At 56.2% G+C, this 17636-nt stretch carries 18 protein-coding genes, 1 tRNA gene and 1 pseudogene; 13 read left to right on the top strand and 7 right to left on the bottom strand.

The genetic code is table 11. From position 1 onward, the window contains the following. The first annotated feature begins 5 nt into the window (after positions 1 to 5). The 7 genes and pseudogenes from OAN307_RS05985 to OAN307_RS30655 all read left to right on the top strand — a co-directional run bounded on the left by OAN307_RS05985 (position 6) and on the right by OAN307_RS30655 (position 4338). Positions 6 to 1085, top strand: coding sequence for a zinc-binding dehydrogenase (locus OAN307_RS05985; RefSeq protein ID WP_015498917.1), 1080 nt, complete (start codon positions 6 to 8; stop codon positions 1083 to 1085). After that, the gene (locus OAN307_RS05980) at positions 1085 to 1507 is read left to right on the top strand and encodes a VOC family protein (RefSeq protein WP_015498916.1); all 423 of its coding nucleotides are present in this window, start codon (positions 1085 to 1087) and stop codon (positions 1505 to 1507) included. The genes OAN307_RS05985 and OAN307_RS05980 overlap by 1 nt, the downstream gene beginning before the upstream one ends. Continuing rightward, positions 1500 to 2324, top strand: a complete 825-nt coding sequence (locus OAN307_RS05975; protein ID WP_015498915.1) for a phosphodiesterase — start codon at positions 1500 to 1502, stop codon at positions 2322 to 2324. Before OAN307_RS05980 ends, OAN307_RS05975 begins: the two co-directional genes overlap by 8 nt. A 220-nt stretch (positions 2325 to 2544) precedes the next feature. Continuing rightward, complete coding sequence (locus tag OAN307_RS05970) at positions 2545 to 2844, top strand: MAPEG family protein (RefSeq protein ID WP_245540974.1); 300 nt, start codon at positions 2545 to 2547, stop codon at positions 2842 to 2844. A gap of 84 nt (positions 2845 to 2928) precedes the next feature. Further along, positions 2929 to 3003 (top strand) — tRNA-Gly (locus tag OAN307_RS05965). A 343-nt stretch (positions 3004 to 3346) separates the two neighbouring features. Then, positions 3347 to 3939, top strand: a pseudogene (locus OAN307_RS25925) (transposase); the annotation flags it as partial. Positions 3940 to 4206: 267 nt separating this feature from the next. After that, the gene (locus OAN307_RS30655; RefSeq protein ID WP_085982881.1) at positions 4207 to 4338 is read left to right on the top strand and encodes a hypothetical protein; all 132 of its coding nucleotides are present in this window, start codon (positions 4207 to 4209) and stop codon (positions 4336 to 4338) included. Positions 4339 to 4352: 14 nt separating this feature from the next. Here OAN307_RS30655 and OAN307_RS05945 read toward each other — a convergent pair whose 3' ends face one another. Beyond that, on the bottom strand, positions 4353 to 4748 hold the full coding sequence (locus OAN307_RS05945) for a c-type cytochrome (RefSeq protein WP_015498911.1): 396 nt from the start codon (positions 4746 to 4748) through the stop codon (positions 4353 to 4355). Between the two features lie 148 nt (positions 4749 to 4896). Here OAN307_RS05945 and OAN307_RS05940 point away from each other — a divergent pair, with 148 nt between their 5' ends. Then, positions 4897 to 5574 carry a hypothetical protein gene (locus tag OAN307_RS05940; RefSeq protein WP_015498910.1) on the top strand — a complete coding sequence of 226 codons (678 nt, stop codon included), beginning with the start codon at positions 4897 to 4899 and terminating at the stop codon, positions 5572 to 5574. A 48-nt stretch (positions 5575 to 5622) separates the two neighbouring features. Here the strand turns inward: OAN307_RS05940 and OAN307_RS05935 are convergent, their stop codons facing one another. The 5 genes from OAN307_RS05935 to proS form a co-directional block, all read right to left on the bottom strand. Continuing rightward, positions 5623 to 6264, bottom strand: a complete 642-nt coding sequence (locus tag OAN307_RS05935) for a DUF3047 domain-containing protein (RefSeq protein ID WP_015498909.1) — start codon at positions 6262 to 6264, stop codon at positions 5623 to 5625. Positions 6265 to 6350: 86 nt separating this feature from the next. Then, positions 6351 to 7310, bottom strand: coding sequence for an Ldh family oxidoreductase (locus OAN307_RS05930; RefSeq protein ID WP_015498908.1), 960 nt, complete (start codon positions 7308 to 7310; stop codon positions 6351 to 6353). Further along, positions 7307 to 7984, bottom strand: a complete 678-nt coding sequence (locus tag OAN307_RS05925) for an ABC transporter ATP-binding protein (RefSeq protein ID WP_015498907.1) — start codon at positions 7982 to 7984, stop codon at positions 7307 to 7309. Before OAN307_RS05925 ends, OAN307_RS05930 begins: the two co-directional genes overlap by 4 nt. Next, complete coding sequence (locus tag OAN307_RS05920; protein WP_015498906.1) at positions 7977 to 9293, bottom strand: ABC transporter permease; 1317 nt, start codon at positions 9291 to 9293, stop codon at positions 7977 to 7979. Before OAN307_RS05920 ends, OAN307_RS05925 begins: the two co-directional genes overlap by 8 nt. An 11-nt stretch (positions 9294 to 9304) precedes the next feature. After that, positions 9305 to 10666: a proline--tRNA ligase gene (gene proS, locus OAN307_RS05915; protein ID WP_015498905.1), complete on the bottom strand. Its 1362-nt coding sequence runs from the start codon at positions 10664 to 10666 to the stop codon at positions 9305 to 9307. 183 nt (positions 10667 to 10849) lie between these two features. On the opposite strand from proS, the gene OAN307_RS05910 reads away from it, so the two are divergent. From OAN307_RS05910 to OAN307_RS05890, 5 genes are all read left to right on the top strand, one after another. Then, complete coding sequence (locus OAN307_RS05910; protein ID WP_015498904.1) at positions 10850 to 11362, top strand: fasciclin domain-containing protein; 513 nt, start codon at positions 10850 to 10852, stop codon at positions 11360 to 11362. A gap of 238 nt (positions 11363 to 11600) precedes the next feature. Further along, a complete protein-coding gene (locus tag OAN307_RS05905) occupies positions 11601 to 12728 on the top strand; it encodes an AI-2E family transporter (RefSeq protein WP_015498903.1) in 1128 nt (375 codons plus the stop codon). Next, the gene (locus tag OAN307_RS05900; protein WP_015498902.1) at positions 12709 to 13401 is read left to right on the top strand and encodes an HdaA/DnaA family protein; all 693 of its coding nucleotides are present in this window, start codon (positions 12709 to 12711) and stop codon (positions 13399 to 13401) included. The genes OAN307_RS05905 and OAN307_RS05900 overlap by 20 nt, the downstream gene beginning before the upstream one ends. Before the next feature lie 39 nt (positions 13402 to 13440). Next, positions 13441 to 15609 carry an RNA degradosome polyphosphate kinase gene (locus tag OAN307_RS05895; RefSeq protein ID WP_015498901.1) on the top strand — a complete coding sequence of 723 codons (2169 nt, stop codon included), beginning with the start codon at positions 13441 to 13443 and terminating at the stop codon, positions 15607 to 15609. A 64-nt stretch (positions 15610 to 15673) separates the two neighbouring features. After that, positions 15674 to 17242, top strand: a complete 1569-nt coding sequence (locus OAN307_RS05890) for a Ppx/GppA family phosphatase (protein WP_015498900.1) — start codon at positions 15674 to 15676, stop codon at positions 17240 to 17242. Here the strand turns inward: OAN307_RS05890 and OAN307_RS05885 are convergent. Then, positions 17239 to 17607, bottom strand: coding sequence for a hypothetical protein (locus tag OAN307_RS05885; protein WP_044043285.1), 369 nt, complete (start codon positions 17605 to 17607; stop codon positions 17239 to 17241). The genes OAN307_RS05890 and OAN307_RS05885 overlap by 4 nt on opposite strands. Between the last annotated feature and the right edge of the window lie 29 nt (positions 17608 to 17636).

Below are 17636 nucleotides of genomic sequence, written 5' to 3'. Positions count from 1 at the left end.
CCAAAATGACACTCGATTTACCGACAACCATGTCCGGCGTTGCAACACTAGGCCATGGCGGGCCCGAGATGTTGGTGTGGCGTGATGACCTGCCTGTGCCCAGCGCTGGACCCGATGAAGTCGTGATCAAAGTCGCCGCCGCAGCCGTGAACAACACAGATATTAACACGCGGATTGGCTGGTATTCAAAGGCCGTCACCGGCGCGACAGACGATGTATCGGCCAGCAATGACGCCGACGGGAATACAGACGGCGGCTGGTCTGGCACCCCCCTGCCGTTTCCGATCATCCAAGGCGCGGATTGTTGCGGCTATATTGTTGACGTCGGTGCGGATGTGGACGCGAGGCGCATTGGTGAGCGGGTGATCGTGCGTACAATGCAATCCACCGGCACTGGTGGCGCAGCCTTTATGACCGACACCTTCGGGTCCGAATATAACGGCGGATTTGCCCAATATAACAAAACCTTCGCCGCCGAAGCCTACGTCGTTGACGATACGTTGTCGGACCCTGAATGGGCCGCGATTCCTTGCGCGTTTTCCACTGCCGAAAACATGTTGCAACGGGCGTCCGTCGGGGGTGAGAGCGTTCTCATAACCGGTGCATCCGGCGGCGTCGGGGCGGCAGCGGTTCAATTGGCGCGACTGCGTGGGGCCGACGTTTGGGCCATGACACAACCCGCCAAGGCGGACGCGGTCAAGGCACTTGGGGCCGACCACATATTAGCCCGTAATGCGACCCTGCCGGCGCGCCAGTTTGATGTGGTGATTGATCTGGTCGGTGGCCCTGCGTGGCCTGCGTTGCTGGACAGTTTGAAACGCGGCGGACGCTATGTGACGGCGGGGGCGATTGCCGGGCCGATTGTCGATCTGGACCTGCGCACGCTGTATTTGAACGACCTGACGCTGTTTGGCAGCACATTCCAACCCGCGTCGGTTTTTGCGGACCTGATTGGGTATGTGCAAGCGGGCAAACTGCGCCCCCAGATCGCCGCAAACTACGATTTGCGCGACATTCACGCGGCGCAGGCGGCGTTCAGCGCTAAAATCCACGTCGGTAAAATCACTTTGACGGTTCCACAATAATGCAACGCCTGTCCAGCCTGTCGATCCTCGTGCCCGACTACGATGCAGGGATCGCATTCTTTGTCGGCCAGTTGGGGTTCGACCTGATCGAGGACACCGACCAAGGTCACAAACGCTGGGTCAAAGTTGCACCAAGGGGGGCCGAAACCGCATTCCTGATCGCGAAAGCCACAACGCCAGAACAGATCGCCACGATAGGCCGCCAAGGCGGTGGGCGCGTTTGGTTGATCCTTGAGACTGACAATTTTGCGCGCGACCACGCCGCCTATTTGGCCGCTGGAATAACATTTGAAGAAGCCCCCCGCCACGAGCTCTACGGCACCGTCGCGGTTTTCACCGATCCGTTTGGCAACCGCTGGGATCTGGTCGAGTTCGCAGAAGCCATCGGTGCCATGGCGGCCAAAGGTACAACAAATGGATAAGATTCTCGTTCTCACCGACTTGCACCTGCGCGGGGCGGGCAAGACCATCATCGGGCTTGATCCCACCGCGCGGCTGCAACAGGCGTTAGACGCGGCACTGGGCGATCATCCAGACGCTAGGGCCTTGATTCTAATGGGGGACTTGACCCATTCCGGCCGTGCGGAAGAATATGACAAGCTGCGCGATCTGCTGCATGACTGCCCCATCCCCGTTACCTATATGCTGGGCAATCACGACCAACGCACGCGGTTTTGCGCTGCGTTTCCCGAAGCCACAGTGACACCGCAAGGCCACGTGCAGCGCATTATTGATTTAGCGCACCACCGCATCATCACGCTGGACACCCATGACGCCGCCGCAAATCCCGCCCATTCCGGTCGGTTGTGCGCGGGTCGCCTGGCATGGCTCGATGCAGCGCTTGCAGGTGCTGGTGGGCGCATGGCGCTGGTGTTTGCGCATCACCCACCCCATCCCGTTGGCTTGCCGGGGATGGATGCAATTGCGCTGGTGAACGGTGATGAACTGCTTGATCGGTTGCGCGCAGCACCTGCGCATCTTTTTTGTGGCCACGTCCACCGGACCATTTCAGGTCAAGCGCGTGGCGTGGCGTTTACCATGTTCAAAAGCACTTGCCATCAAGCGCCGCTTGATCTGCTTCGTCCCGACAGCACGCTTTCAATCGACGAACCAGCGGCCTACGGGCTTTTGTTGCTGACAAAGGGCGGCGTGATTGCCCACAGCGAAGACATCGCGCTGGGTCTCACGCCACGTTCCGACTTAGATGCTCTGCCGGAAGACGACCCCCAAGCGATTTAGCGCGCGTGTCGGCCATCATTGCCCCAAACGAGTGGCGTGCATCGACGAAACATCGTCGCTGACGTGAAGAATCAAATTGTCGCCTAGCAGCACGCAACCAACGCCCTATTTGATGCGCTTTATCGTGCCCAGCGCGTTCACAACTCATGCGCATAAGTAAATTTCGACGCCGCAACCCAATGGAAAACAGACACTTTTCCTAGCGAGCAGCGCATCGTCCTTGTTGGGCCCTACATCATTCGCACTAAGCCTGATGAAACGCATGCGTGCGCAGGCCAATTGTGCGCAATATGCGCCATTTGGTCTTTTGCTGATGGTGCTGGTCGAATTCCAGACCCCAGCACCCAACGCGTTGCATGTGGTCGGGATGCTCTTGGTGTTGGGCCGCGCGGCGCACGGTTACGGCTTTTCCGCGTCTCCGCCCAAGATGAACTTGCGCGTCGGGGGAATGATGCTGACGCTGGCGTCGTTCCTCGTGTCGATTTTCTGTTTGGTTTCATTCGCGTTTGCATCGGTCTAGGACCGTTGAAAAAAAACTGCACATGGCGACATTTGCTCTTGCGGGGTTGGGCCAGACTTTATACATCCGGCGAACGAATAGGATGCGGGCGTAGCTCAGGGGTAGAGCATAACCTTGCCAAGGTTAGGGTCGAGAGTTCGAATCTCTTCGCCCGCTCCAATTCGTACTCTCATAGAGAATCATTACTGAATTAAGTAACTGATTTTCTTTGACTCTTTTTTCAGCCGATTCTCATCGCTGAACACTGCTAACCGCCGCACAACACCGATTTATTGTACAGATGTTGTACAAATCAACCTTTTTCGGACTATGATTCGCTAACACCGCTTCGAACAATCGTACAACCCGGTATGTTGAATGTCACTCACAACTGACCCAGTAGAGGTCAGAATTGTCACTGAGAAATGACCCATGTGCAACCTTGCTCCTGACAGGATGTGTCGGGGGATATTGGAGTGATAGACATGGGATTTTTAAGCGTTATTCGACGGTGGGCATTAAGAGACGCGTTCTGAGCGGGATTATTTTCACTAACCGCAACGGGGCGAATGACGGTTCGGGCCGCGGGCCCGATGAAACGTCCAGTGGACGTTTCAAGGCATGAGCGGGCGGAGCCCCGTCTACGGTGGTGTGACGCGCCTGCGGAATATGGGCGGCCGAAGACTTTGTATAATCGTTGGAAGCGCTGGAGTGACATGGATGTGTTCGCCCGGATCATGATGGGACTGGCCGAGCAGGCCCCAGACAATAAGACAATTTCGATCCCCTCTCATCGAAACTGTGTTTCGACTGCCGGGCAGCGGATCGAGGATATGACGCTGAATGGTTCCGAGAAGGCCTTATAGACAAGGGAACTCGCCCCTCTATCCCTAGACGCAAATCACGCAAGACAACCATCAAATACCCCTTTCGTGACATTGCTTTGCAATGCACTGCCGGGCAATGGATAAGAGACGCGACAAACGACGCAACCGTATCGAGCGCATGTTCGGCAGGATTAAAGACTGGAGACGCGTCGCAACACGCTACGACAGAGGCCCAACGGTCTTCCTCTCCGCCATCATGCTCGCCGCCACCGATATATTTTGGTTATGAGTCCTGAGCCTAGGTTGCTTATTGATATAAATCTAGCTTCTAGCGCCCCGACGCTCCCAATCATACCCCTTGCCAAACACCCCTCCAAAGCCCACCCTTCCCATGCAGGCTCCCTCGCGCCCCGAGATGCGCAAGCCCGCTGCCCATAGGCCGCATCGCCCTGACGCGAACACCCCGTCAGGCAACCCTGCCCTCCGTTGCGCATCGATCACGAAAATCGACCCGTCCGGCATAACGCCATCGGGAGCAGCCATAAGGAGCCACCCCATGTCCAAAGGGACCGGCGCGAACAAGCGCGAAACCAAAAAGCCGAAAAAAGAGAAGGTCAAAGTCGCCGCAACGGCCAACAGCAACACCAACAAAGACGGCATCGTCATCGCGGGTAAGAAGGCGAAATAGGCGAGCGCGTCACCCTATTCCTGAACAGTCTTCAACCACGTCGCAAGCGCCAACAGGCGCGCTGGAATTGGTGTGCCCAACCCGTTTTCTTCGACAATAACCGTCGGCTCCATGTCGCCCGCGCCGAATTCCGGCATCGCGGCGCTAAAGTGTGGTCCTCGCTCGAATCCGTCGATCACCCCCAGCACGTAGTCGCGCGGGAATACGCCACCATTGTCTGCCGCCAACACCGTCAAATCGGGTGGCATTGTGAACAACTTCTGCCCGAAATCCCCCATGCTGCTGGCGTCCGCCCAATGGCATGACGCGCAATTGGCTTGGAACAATGCCGTCCCCGCCTCAGGGCCCACGTCCAATTCTTGTTCAACACATCCTGCCAAAAGCAGTGGCATAATCCATAGGGTTTTCATGATGGCATCCTTCTATTTTGCCCCAATCTAACAACACCGCAGCGCAGCGTTTTGATCCAGATCAGCCATACGGGAACCACACCCTTTTTATACGCATTCTATACTCGGGCTCTTGGCACGCCAGCCGCGCGCGCATAGCATTTCATTTATGCGGCTTCTCCTTGCCTTCTTGATACTGTCTGCCTGCGCACGCGGGACGACCGACACGGAAAATCTTTTGCTTGGTCAAATCATGGGTGACACGCTAAACACCAGTGACGTCAGACTGTTAGAGGTCGGCATAATTGGTGTGACAACGCGCATTTATCCTACACGGCCGCAGATTACTTGTCGCGAAAAGATCGCCCCGCCGCCATCAGGTCCAACCATCCAAACCCGAACCGCAGGAGTCGTGGCATGGACCCACGTGTTGACCAGCCCTGATTGGACCTTGCCGGACTACCTGATGGGGTATCCTGAAACGATAAATCTAGTTGGTGCGATGTATTTCGCCCATGAGGTGACGCATGTTTGGCAATGGCAAAACCGTGCCGTCACAGGCTATTCACCCTTTCATGGATTGGCCGAACACAAACCTGGGGTTGATCCGTATCTGTTTGATCCCACTGATGAAATCGACTTCCTTGCGATGGGATATGAACAGCAGGCCTCATTGGTTGAAGAATTCATTTGCTGTCGCACTTTGGCCCCAGCGGCACAGCGAACGGAACGCCTATATCAAGCACTTTCCGCAGTGATGCCTGTGCAGCACCCAACACAAACGCCAAGACCCATTGAGGTCCTTGGCGTCTATGAAGAAGCTAATTTATTTGGTGTTTGTGACTAGCGATGGAATTTGCGAAAGGCGCGTTAATCCGCCGTTCATGTCCAGCGATTAGCGTATGGCCAGATTGGAAACCGACGCGCGGATCAATGAATCTGTGTCGTCACTGTCAGCAGATACCGCAATACCGACCAATGCACCTGGCGTGCTGCCAAAGGCTGTCGCGAAATCGCGCGCAAGATCGACGCTTTCGGAATTGCTGCCAGTTCCGGCCTGACGCAGCATCACGTTCGCACCCTGACCAGGTGCATAGGGCGATTGTTGCACGTCGCCGCGCGAATGGTTGCCGCCCCAAACGTATTGCAGGATGCGCACGTTGGGATTGCCGTTCAGCTGGCGGATGTTCGCGCCGTCCATATTCACGGCGTCAGCCTCTGGTAAAAACACGAAATAGATCGAAATATTGCGATCATCGCCACCCTTAAGCCGCAGATCGGTTGCCGGCACGGATTGATCAACCGTCCAGTTCCACGATGCAGCACGCGCGCCCCAGTCGCCGCTGCCCGTACGGGTCCACGCGAGCGACACAGCACCGTCCGACACAATATCGAGCGAGCCGCCATTAAAGGAATAATCGTTGGAATTGAATAATTGCAGCCGCTGTTCCCTCCAGCTATCGCCAAATGAGACAGGGCCAGCCGTGACAGACGCCGCCGCGAGAACAATCAGCAATGCGAGGGACAGAATACGCATAGTAAACACCTTTTCATTTCGTTGGTCGCACGTTGTCCCTAAGAAACCGGCGACCTCAATGAAAGGTTGTAACGCTCACGCGTTTGTCAGCCCGTCGCGAGGGCGAGTGATGCTGACCAGAGCGCATCGGGCACATCTATCTGTGTCATCGGTTGGCGATTTTGGCCAGGAATTCGTGCCCCGTCCTGCTGCGCGACCGCCTGTGCGACCCGCGACAGCCGTGCGCCAAAATCCGCACCCGGTTCAATCAAAATATAGAACTGCCCAAGATCATGCGGTTTGCCGGTGGGTAGCTTCAAGCCACTGACATCCAACGAATTCACCGAGCCCGTCATACCCGCCGCCAGTACTTCTGCCATCAACCCAAAGCCCCAGCCTTTGTACCCACCAGCACTGATCAACGCGCCGTTAAGTGCAGCATCCGGATCAGTTGTCGGTTTACCATCCGCGTCCACGGCCCAGCCAAGTGGGATCTTTTCGCCCGCAGCTTTGGCCATTGTAATCTTACCCAAGGCCACCGCTGACGTTGAGAAATCCCAGTGCATACCACCATCTGGAATGGACATTGAAATCGGATTGGTACCGATCACCGCCGTGTTGCCACCCGGTGGTGCCACGACGGGCGACGCATTGGTGAACCCGATCCCTATCAGCCCGGCGGCTGCGATTTGTTCGGTAAAAAATCCAAGCGATGTGCAGGTATGCGCGTGCGCCACAGCTAGCGTCACGGTGCCGTTTTCGCGGGCTGCTTGCAAGGCTTGCGGCAAGCCACGACTGAACGCCGGTTGCGCAAATCCATACCGCGCATCCGCAATCACTTGGCCCGCTTTGGGGCGTGTAATGATCGGGTCGACCTGTCCATTCACGCGACCAGATTTCAGCTGCGTGCAGTAACTTTCAAGGTAGTAGAGCCCGCAAATGACGTTGCCAAACGCCTCTGCCCGCGCGACAGCCTTTGCCACCTCCTCCGCTTGCCAATCCCCCGCGCCGTGCGCGACCATCGCAGCCTTTGCGACTTCTTCAATCTCAGAAACAAAAATCTTCATGCGATCAATCCTGCCTCAAGCTTTACGATGCGATCCATGCGCGCCGCCAGTTCCAGATTGTGCGTCGCAATCAGGGCCGAAAGCCCCGAAGATCGCACCAGTTCCATCAACGCCACAAACACTTGATCCGACGTGCCAGGATCAAGGTTGCCAGTCGGTTCATCCGCCAAAAGCAGTTTTGGCTTGTTCGCCAAAGCACGACAAAACGCGACCCGCTGTTGTTCGCCCCCAGACAATGCCGCAGGGCGGTGATCCGCGCGGGTGTCGACCCCAACACGGGTCAGTAAATCAAGCGCGTGCGCTTCGGCCACACTTTGCGTAATCCCATTGGCCAATTGCGGCAGCACGATGTTTTCAAGTGCGCTAAATTCCGGCAGCAGGTGGTGAAATTGGTAGATAAATCCAACATCATTGCGCCGCACCGCCGTGCGTTTGCGATCCCCGAGTTTGGTCATATCCTCACCGCCAATCGCAACGGTACCGTCGTCCGGCGAATCCAGCAATCCGGCGATATGCAGCAGGGTCGATTTACCCGCACCAGACGGTGCGACGAGGGCCACGACCTCCCCTTTGCCGATCTGTAGGGATACACCGTGCAACACCTGCACTTCGCCCGGTTTGCCGATGTTGTAGGCCTTTTTCAGCCCGTCAACTTTCAGCGTAACATCATTCATAGCGCAGCGCCTCAACTGGGTCCATCCGCGCGGCGCGACGGGCGGGGAAAATCGTAACAATCCAGCTCAGCGACAGGGACAGCACGACAGCCCTGAGCACATCATCAAGTTCCAGTTTCGCCGGAATGGTATAGATACCGCGAATTGATGGGTCCCAAACACCGCCCCCCGCGACGTAATTCACCAGTGCAAAAATCTGATCGATGTAGACCGCAAATAAACACCCAAGCACGACGCCAAATATCGTGCCGACAGTCCCAAGGCCCGCACCGCAGATAAAGAAAATCCGCAAGATCGACCCTTCTGTCAGACCCATTGTGCGTAAGATTCCAATATCGCGTCCCTTATTTTTCACCAGCATAATCAATCCGCTAATGATGTTCATTGACGCGATTAGCACGAGGATTGCCATGATGACGAACATTACGTTGTCCTCGACCGTGAGGGCGCGCAAATAGGCGCCTTCGTTATCTTTCCAGCTATACAAAAACGCCTCGGGTCCGAGTTCACGGTACAGCGGGCTGATCCACTCTTCGACGCGATCCGGATCGGCGACATAAATCTCAATCTCGTCGTGGACACCGTCGCGGCTGTAGAATGTTTGTGCCTGTTCCAGCGGCAGATAAACGCGGCTGATATCGGTGATGTAGCGCCCAGTTTGAAAGATGTAGACAACATCAAATGTGTTGCGACGCGGGCTGCGACCTGCTGCGGTGTTGACGCCTTCGGCAGACAGCAGATTGATCCGGTCCCCGACGCTGACGCCAAGGTTGTTCGCCACGCCCGAGCCCAGCGCAACGCCATCGCCGAAATCATCAATTGATCCAGATGCGCGTTGCGGGTTCAGCACCAGCGGAATGTCACGTAGATCGTCGGGCGTGATACCGTAAACTTGCACGAAGCTGCTTTGCGCGCCCACCGTTGCCAGACCTTCGCCGCGGATGATCGGGGCTGCGCGGGTGACGCCATCGATCTCGCGCAACTGCGCAGCAAGCGCGTCCCCATTGGCAATTGTATCCACGCGGCGGGTGACATCGACCGATTGGTCGCCCTGCGTCACCGTCACGGTTTCCGTGAAATTCTGCCGCACAGTCAGGTGCGCGTTCGCCCCGACAATGGTGTCGACGAAATCCGCGCGAAAGCCGCTTCGCACAGCCAAAACAGCAATCAAGGCGAACACCGCCAGCGTAACGCCGATCAGCGAAATCCACGTCATGATGCTGACGCCACCCTCGGCGCGTTTAGCACGAATATAACGCCACGCGATCATCCATTCGAAACGGGAAAAGGGGGCGGTTTTGCCTGCCATTACGCTGCCTTTTATTTTGATGGACCGCTGCCCAAGCCATGGGCGCGGTAAATTTCACCGATCTTGGCAATCGCCTGTTCTGGTGGCATTTCTTCGCTTTCACCCGTTTTGCGCGATGTAAGTTCGACAACGCCGTTCTTTAACCCACGCGGGCCAACAGTAATACGCCATGGCAGGCCAATCATGTCCATCGTGCCGAATTTGGACCCCGCACGTTCGTCGCGGTCATCATAAAGCGCCTCGAGCCCCAAAGCCGCAACGGCCGCGTAAAGCGACTGACAGGCCGCGTCTGCATCGGCGTCACCTTGTTTCAGGTTTACGATGCCAACGTGGAAAGGCGTCACGCCTTCGGGCCAGATGATGCCCTTGTCGTCGTGACTGGCTTCGATGATTGCGCCCAACAGTCGCGACACGCCGATGCCATGCGATCCCATATGAACGGGTGTTGGTTTGCCGTCCGGCCCCTGCACCGTCGCACCCATGGCGTCAGAATATTTGGTCCCAAAGTAGAAGATTTGCCCGACTTCAATGCCGCGCGCGGTCCGCTGGCGGTCCGCTGGGATGGCGTCAAACAAAGCTTGGTCATGGGTTTCATCAGTGCGGGCGTATTTCGCAGTGAATTCTTCCATAACTTCAGCGCACTGTGTAACGTCATCATAATCAATGTCCCGATCACCAAACGACAGATCCGTCACGGCGGCGTCGTAGAACACCTCGCTCTCGCCCGTGTCGGCCAGCACCAAAAACTCATGCGTGTCATCGCCGCCGATAGGACCGGAATCCGCACGCATCGGGATCGCCTGAAGGCCCATGCGTTCATAGGTGCGCAGGTAACTGACAAGGTGGCGATTATAGGCGTGCATCGCATCTTCTTTTGTCAAATCAAAGGTGTAGCCATCTTTCATGTAGAATTCACGGCCCCGCATGACGCCAAAACGCGGGCGGCGTTCGTCGCGGAATTTCCACTGGATGTGGTAAAGTGTCAGCGGCAGGGCTTTATAGCTCGACACGTGACTGCGGAAAATATCAGTGATTAGCTCTTCGTTCGTTGGACCATACAACAGGTCATTCTTGTTGCGATCCGTGATGCGCAGCATCTCGTCGCCATAATCATCATAACGCCCGCTTTCACGCCACAGATCTGCCGATTGGATGGTCGGCATCAACATCGCGATATGCCCTGCGCGTTCCTGTTCTTCGTGCACAATCTGTTCGATGCGTTTCAAAACCTTGAACCCCAGCGGCAGCCAAGAATAAATACCAGCGCTCGACTGCTTAATCATGCCCGCGCGCAGCATGTACTGGTGGCTGACGATGGTCGCATCGCGAGGCGATTCTTTCAGGACGGGCAGAAAATAGCGGCTCAAGCGCATTGGGGTAACTTTCAAATAAGGTTGATGGACGTTTAGCAGACACCCGTGCAAGGGCAAGCCGCTCGCGCCACGTTCGCGTTTGGATCATATATTTCCGTCCATCACATGGTCGTTAGGGACGTGAGCCAAAGTCGCAGCCCCCCGTATCTCCCATCACAATACAATTAAACAAAGGATACCAATATGACCCATCTGAAAACACTGGCCGCTGCAGCCACTTTCGCGATTGCTGGTACGGCCGCATCGGCACAGTCCATCACTGAAATCGCCGCGGGCGATGAGCGGTTCACGACACTGGTCGCAGCCGTGACCGCCGCAGGCCTCGCTGACACGCTTGCAGGTCCCGGCGCATTCACCGTCTACGCACCGGTCAATGCGGCATTCGCCGCCCTGCCAGAGGGCACGGTCGAAACGTTGTTGCAGCCAGAAAACAAAGGCCAGCTGACCGATATCTTGTTGTACCACGTTGATGATCGCGTCCTGATGGCTGGCGATTTCCCCACCGGTTCCAACTACTTCAAGCCGATCAATGAAGCCGAACGTCTGTGCATTACGTCCGCAAACGGCGGCGTCACAATCGCAGACGGCACTGGTGAAATAGCGACCGTCATCATCGCAAACATCCACGCCGACAACGGCGTGATCCATGTGATCGACAAAGTCCTGCTGCCCGGCACGCGCCCCGCGTGCCACTAGGCTAGAGTATACACGCGCCCCGCGTGCCACTAAGCTAAAGTCTGCATGCGCCCTGCGCGCCACTAAGTTAGGTTAGCCACGCGGGCTATCGCGTGCCACCAAAGTTATCTAACAACCAAAGCAGCTTTCGTTTCGTTGCCGCGTCATTTGGGTCCCGTGCAAACATGCATGGGGCCTTTTTGTTGCAAACGCGCCAAGCCTACGCCAAGTAGGTGGGGCAAAACACGAGAGAGATATCATGGGCCTACCGTCACAAAAAGAGTTCCAGTACTGGGGCATTGCCGCCGCAGTTTTCGTCTTCCTGCTTTGGGCATTAGGAGCGGTTTTGACCCCGTTCATCCTGGGCAGTGTAATTGCGTATTTCCTTGATCCTATTGCGGACCGTTTGCAAATATGGGGGCTGAGCCGTGTGATGGCCACAATCGTCATTACGCTATCGGGTATTTTGACTTTTTTCTTGCTGTTCTTGCTCGTGGTACCGACGCTGATCGGGCAGTTGGGCCAGCTTATCAGCACGATTGGCGTGATTATCCAAGACCTGCCACAAACATGGACGAGCCTGAAAGAATGGCTGTCGGGCAGGTTCCCCAATTTGGATCTGGACGGTACGTTTATGCTCGATCAGATGACATCACTGGGAAATGCTGTCCAGTCTCGCGGTGGCGATCTTGTGGCCGCATTGCTCAGCTCGGCGCAGGGGATCATCAATGTGGTTGTCCTGCTCGTCATTGTGCCTGTCGTGACCTTTTACATGCTGTTGGATTGGGACCGCATGGTTGCGCAAGTCGACAATCTTTTACCACTCGACCACCAAGAAACCGTGCGCGACCTTGCGCGCCAGATTGATCGCACCCTGGCGTCTTTCATCCGTGGTCAGGGTACCGTCTGTTTGATCTTGGGCACATATTACGCCATCGCCCTGATGATCGCTGGGCTGAATTTCGGCCTGATCGTCGGGTTTATCGCGGGGCTGATTTCGTTCATTCCCTACATCGGTGCTTTGGTTGGCGGCGTGTTGGCCATTGGTCTTGCCCTGTTCCAATGGTGGGGCGGCACAGCCGTCATTGACGGTGAAATCGTGCAACACGGCATCAACTGGTTGCGTATTGGCATTGTCGCTGGCGTATTCGCCTTTGGGCAGTTCTTTGAAGGCAATATTCTAACCCCCAAACTGGTCGGGAGTTCTGTCGGTTTGCACCCTGTTTGGCTGATCCTTGCGCTGTCGGTTTTTGGCAGCTTGCTCGGGTTTGTTGGCATGTTGGTCGCCGTTCCAGTGGCAGCTGTTATTGGCGTGGTCACGCGGTTCCTGATCGCAGAATACAAGTCTGGACAGCTGTATAAGGGCCATGTCGGGAAAGACGGCTAACATGGCGCGGCAACTGGCCTTTGATCTGCCGACAAATGTTCGGTTGGGTGCGGTGGATTTTTTTGTTTCGGACGCAAACGCGCTGGCCTATGCAATGATACAGACCTCACAGACGTGGCCGGGCAACAAACTCGCGCTGATCGGGCCCGCAGGGTCTGGGAAAACCCACCTCGCACGGGTGTTTTCCGCCCAAAGCGGCGCAATGATCATAAACGCTAAAGACATCCGCGCTGATACGGGGCTGCCGAGTGGGAATGTTGTCCTTGAGGATGGTGATGCGCTGCCCCCCGAGGGCGAAGAATGGCTGTTTCATGCCTACAATGCCCTTGCCCGCGATGGTTTTATGCTTTTGCTCACTAGCCGATTGCCAGCTGCCCGTTGGGACATCGCCTTGCCCGATTTGGCCAGCCGCCTGTCAGCAATCACATCCATTAAGATTGAAAATCCCGATGATCCGCTACTGACGGCGGTATTGCTGAAACACTTTGCAGACCGTCAGCTCGCGCCGACACCGGAAGCCGTGGCCTTTTTGATCAAACGCTTGCCGCGTTCCTTAGACGCTGTACGCAGAATCGTGGACACCTTGGACCGTAAGGCTTTGGCCCAATCCAAACCCTTAACACGCCCCTTCGTGCGCGCAGTGCTGGACAGCATGCCCCCTGATGAGGGATAGTGTCATTTTCCCGACGTAGTTCCATGGTATAGAGTGCTGATGACACAGGCAGATTTTCTAAAAGCCGATTTTGCGCCGCCACAGATGGTAGGCGGCGATATGACCGGCCCCGCAAGGTTCTTTAACCGCGAACTCAGCTGGCTGGGATTCAATTGGCGCGTGCTGGAAGAAGCCGAAAATCCGCGTGTACCGCTGTTGGAACGCGTCCGGTTCCTGTCGATTTCCGCCACCAATTTGGATGAATTTTACACCGTCCGCGTCGCCGGCCTGCGCGAACTGGCCCATGCAGGCAACACGACCCCGTCAATGGACGGTCTGACCCCCGCCGAACAATTGACGCTGATCGACCAGAACACCCGCAGCCTGCTTGCCAACCAACAACGTGTTTTCATCGACCTACACCGCGAAATGGAACGCGAAAATATCACGATTCTGAAACGGGACGATCTGTCTGACGACGACCGTGCCTATCTCAAAGATTTTTTCTTTCGCCAAGTGTTCCCGGTGTTGTCGCCGCTGGCCATCGACCCCGCGCACCCGTTCCCGTTTTTACCCAACGAAGGCTTCGCACTGGCGCTGGAACTGGAACGCAAGAAAGACAAACGCGCGTTGCGTGCCTTGCTGCCAATCCCTGCACAAATCGACCGCTACATCACTTGCCCTACTGAGGATGGACACAGGTTCCTGCCGCTCGAAGAACTGTTGATGGATAACCTCGATGGACTGTTCCCCGGATACAGAGTCAAAGGGTCCTGCGCGTTCCGTCTGTTGCGCGACAGCGATCTTGAGGTCGAAGACGAAGCTGAAGACCTTGTGCGCGAATTTGAGGTCGCCCTAAAACGCCGCCGCCGCGGTGAAGTCGTCAGCATGCGCCTGTCCGCAAACGCGCCCAAGGGCCTGCGCAGTCTGATCATGCATGAACTGCACGTGACCGCAGACGAAGTCGTGGAAATTGATGGTGTCATCGGCATGGCCGACATCAATGAACTGGTTATCGACGCGCGCGCCGACTTGTTGTGGCCACCCTTTACGCCGCGCGTTCCTGAACGCGTGCAAGACCACGACGGCGATATGTTCGCCGCTATTCGCCAAAAAGACATGCTGCTGCACCACCCGTATGAAACGTTTGATATGGTCGTGCGGTTCCTCAAACAGGCAGCGCGTGATCCCGATGTGGTGGCGATCAAACAGACGTTGTATCGCACATCCAAAAAATCCCCGATTGTCGAAGCCCTTTGCGAAGCAGCGGAAGACGGCAAGTCCGTAACGGCGCTTGTTGAACTCAAAGCGCGCTTTGATGAAGCTGCAAATATCCGCCAGTCACGGCGTCTGGAACGCGCAGGTGCGCATGTGGTGTACGGGTTTATGGATTTGAAAACACACGCAAAAATATCAACCGTGGTGCGGCGTGAAGGTGACGATCTGGTGACTTACACCCATTATGGCACTGGAAATTACCACCCGATCACCGCGCGTATTTACACCGACTTGTCGTTCTTCACATGTGACGCAGCACTGGGGCGCGATGCCACCAAAGTGTTCAACTACTTGTCGGGCTACGTGCAGCCGGACAACCTTGAAAACCTGTCGATTTCGCCGCTCACGTTGAAAAAACAACTTTTAGCGATGATCGCGGCTGAGGCAGACCATGCAGCAGCCGGAAAGCCCGCGGCAATCTGGGCCAAAATGAACAGTATTGTTGAACCGGACGTGATCGACGCGCTCTACGCAGCATCGCAAGCGGGCGTAAAAATCAGCCTTATTGTGCGCGGTATTTGCGGGCTTCGCCCTGGTATTATAGGCCTCAGCGAAAATATCCGTGTCAAATCCATAGTGGGACGCTTCCTAGAACATTCACGGATCGTGTGTTTCGGCAACGGCTACGGATTGCCGTCAAAAAAATCCCGCGTCTTCATCTCATCCGCTGACTGGATGAGCCGGAATTTGAATCGCCGCGTCGAAACACTGGTCGAAATCACCAACAACACCGTCAAGGCCCAGATCGTCAGCCAGATCATGGCCGCCAACCTTGCGGATGTAGCGCAAAGCTGGATCATGGGGCCGAGCGGCAGCTTCAAACGCGCCGATGTTGAAGACGGGACATTTGCGTTTAACTGTCATCGGTTTTTCATGGAAAACCCGTCCCTGTCAGGTCGCGGATCCGCTGGTGCGTCCGACGTGCCACAACTGACGCATACCGAAGACTAACAGACGCCTGATTGACTCGACTTTGGCCGCTGGCCGTGTTCGAAAATGGCAACGGGGGCCAATCATGGACGCAGACCAAAATACCAAAGATACGTCTGAATGGGGACCATTCGGGCGGCCAATCTTCGACGATCCCAAAACGCGGGCGCTGTCGCGGGTCGGCGTGATCGACGTCGGTTCAAACTCCGTTCGTCTGGTGATTTTTGATGGTGCGGCGCGCAGCCCTGCATATTTCTACAACGAGAAAATCATGGCCGGCCTTGGCGCGGGCATGGCTGAGACAGGCCGTTTAAACCCCGAAGGCCGCGTGCGTGCCTTGTCCGCCATTCACCGATTTGTCGCGCTGGCCAAGGGCCTCGACATTGGGCCGCTGACCGCAGTGGCAACAGCCGCCGTGCGCGAAGCCTACGACGGACCGGAATTTCGCGCTGAAGTATTACGCGAAACCGGATTGAAAATTTGGGTCATCGACGGACAAGAAGAAGCGCGATTGTCAGCCCAAGGTGTGCTGCTTGGCTGGCCCGGCAGCTACGGTCTGGTCTGTGACATTGGTGGATCGTCAATGGAATTGGCTGACCTTTTTGAAGGTCGCGTCGGGCGCCGCGTTACGTCTGGGCTGGGGCCGCTAAAATTGCGTGAAATGACCAGTAAGAAGAAGCGCCGCGCCTTTATAAAGGACACGGTCGCCGATTTGTTCGCCAAAATGGGTGACGAAACCGGTAAGCGGTTGTTTCTTGTTGGTGGGTCATGGCGTGCGATTGCGCGCATCGATATGGAACGCCGCGGCTACCCGCTGACGGTATTGCACGAGTACCGGATGACGCCCAGACGTGTTTCTAAGACACTGACATATATCGAACAAAGCGATTTGTCGGATCTGCGTGCGAGGTGCCACATATCAGACAGCCGCATGTCATTGGTGCCCTACGCAATCCATGTCCTGCGCGAAGTCGTGGCGCGTTTCAAACCCAAAGATATCGCAATTTCCAGCTATGGCATCCGCGAAGGCATGCTGTACGAACAGATGCCAGCTGAGCTTCGCGAACGTGATCCACTGATCGAGGCCTGCCGATTTGCCGAATCCAAAGACGCCCGCTTACCAGGCTTTGGACGCACGCTGTACTATTTCATCTTGCCGTTGTTTGGCCGCGCCAGTGCGCAACGAAAACGCATTATCCGCGCCGCCTGCCTGCTGCACGATGTCAGTTGGCGGGCCCACCCCGATTACCGCCATGAAGTCGTCTTCGACAACACAACCCGTGCCAACCTTGGCGGGTTGAAGCATTCCGAACGCGTGTTCCTGGGGATTGCTTTGATGCACCGTTACACCAACAAACGCGATGGGTCGCGGTTTGAGGCCCTATTTAGTCTATTGGACCCAGACGATCAGCACAGCGCAGAAGTTTTAGGCAAAGCCATGCGGTTGGGCGCGATGCTGTGGATTAAGGCCGATGAACAACCCGGAACTTTGAAATATTCCGCCAAATCAGGTCAACTCGAGCTCACACTCAAGGAGGCCGCGTCGCCCCTGTTTGGCGAAGTCGCACGCGCACGTCTGGACTCCCTCGCTGCATCGCTGGGGGCGCAAGTCACCGTTCGGGTCAAAGGTGCGCGGCGCCCAAAAGCCGACTAAAGGTCAATAATTTCGCCGCCCTCGTTGCGCGGGCTGTATTCAGGCGCATCAGGGCTGCGCCGAATGATAATATCACCGTTCGGCAATATCACAGGCCGTTCATAATACCGCACAGAATCAAGTGTTTGGATCAATTCCAGAAAGGCTGGCCCCATCTCGGAGGCGAGCATGTCAAGCGCTGGTTCCAACTCCTCAGCCAGCCCTGAAAATCCATCAATGGCAGGCTCCATCTCTTTGATGATGCCGCGAAACAGCAGCTTCGCGCCCTCTTCCATCAGCGAAAATCCCTCATCAATCTCACCCTCTTCTTGGGCAGATGCAGACAACGGAAGGGCAAGGCAGGCAGCGAGGATGAGATGTTTCATACCATCAACATAGGGTCCATTAACCAAAT

The sequence above is a fragment of the Octadecabacter antarcticus 307 genome, from assembly GCF_000155675.2.
Taxonomy (GTDB): Bacteria; Pseudomonadota; Alphaproteobacteria; order Rhodobacterales; family Rhodobacteraceae; genus Octadecabacter; species Octadecabacter antarcticus.
This window is presented reverse-complemented; position numbering and strand designations above follow the sequence as displayed.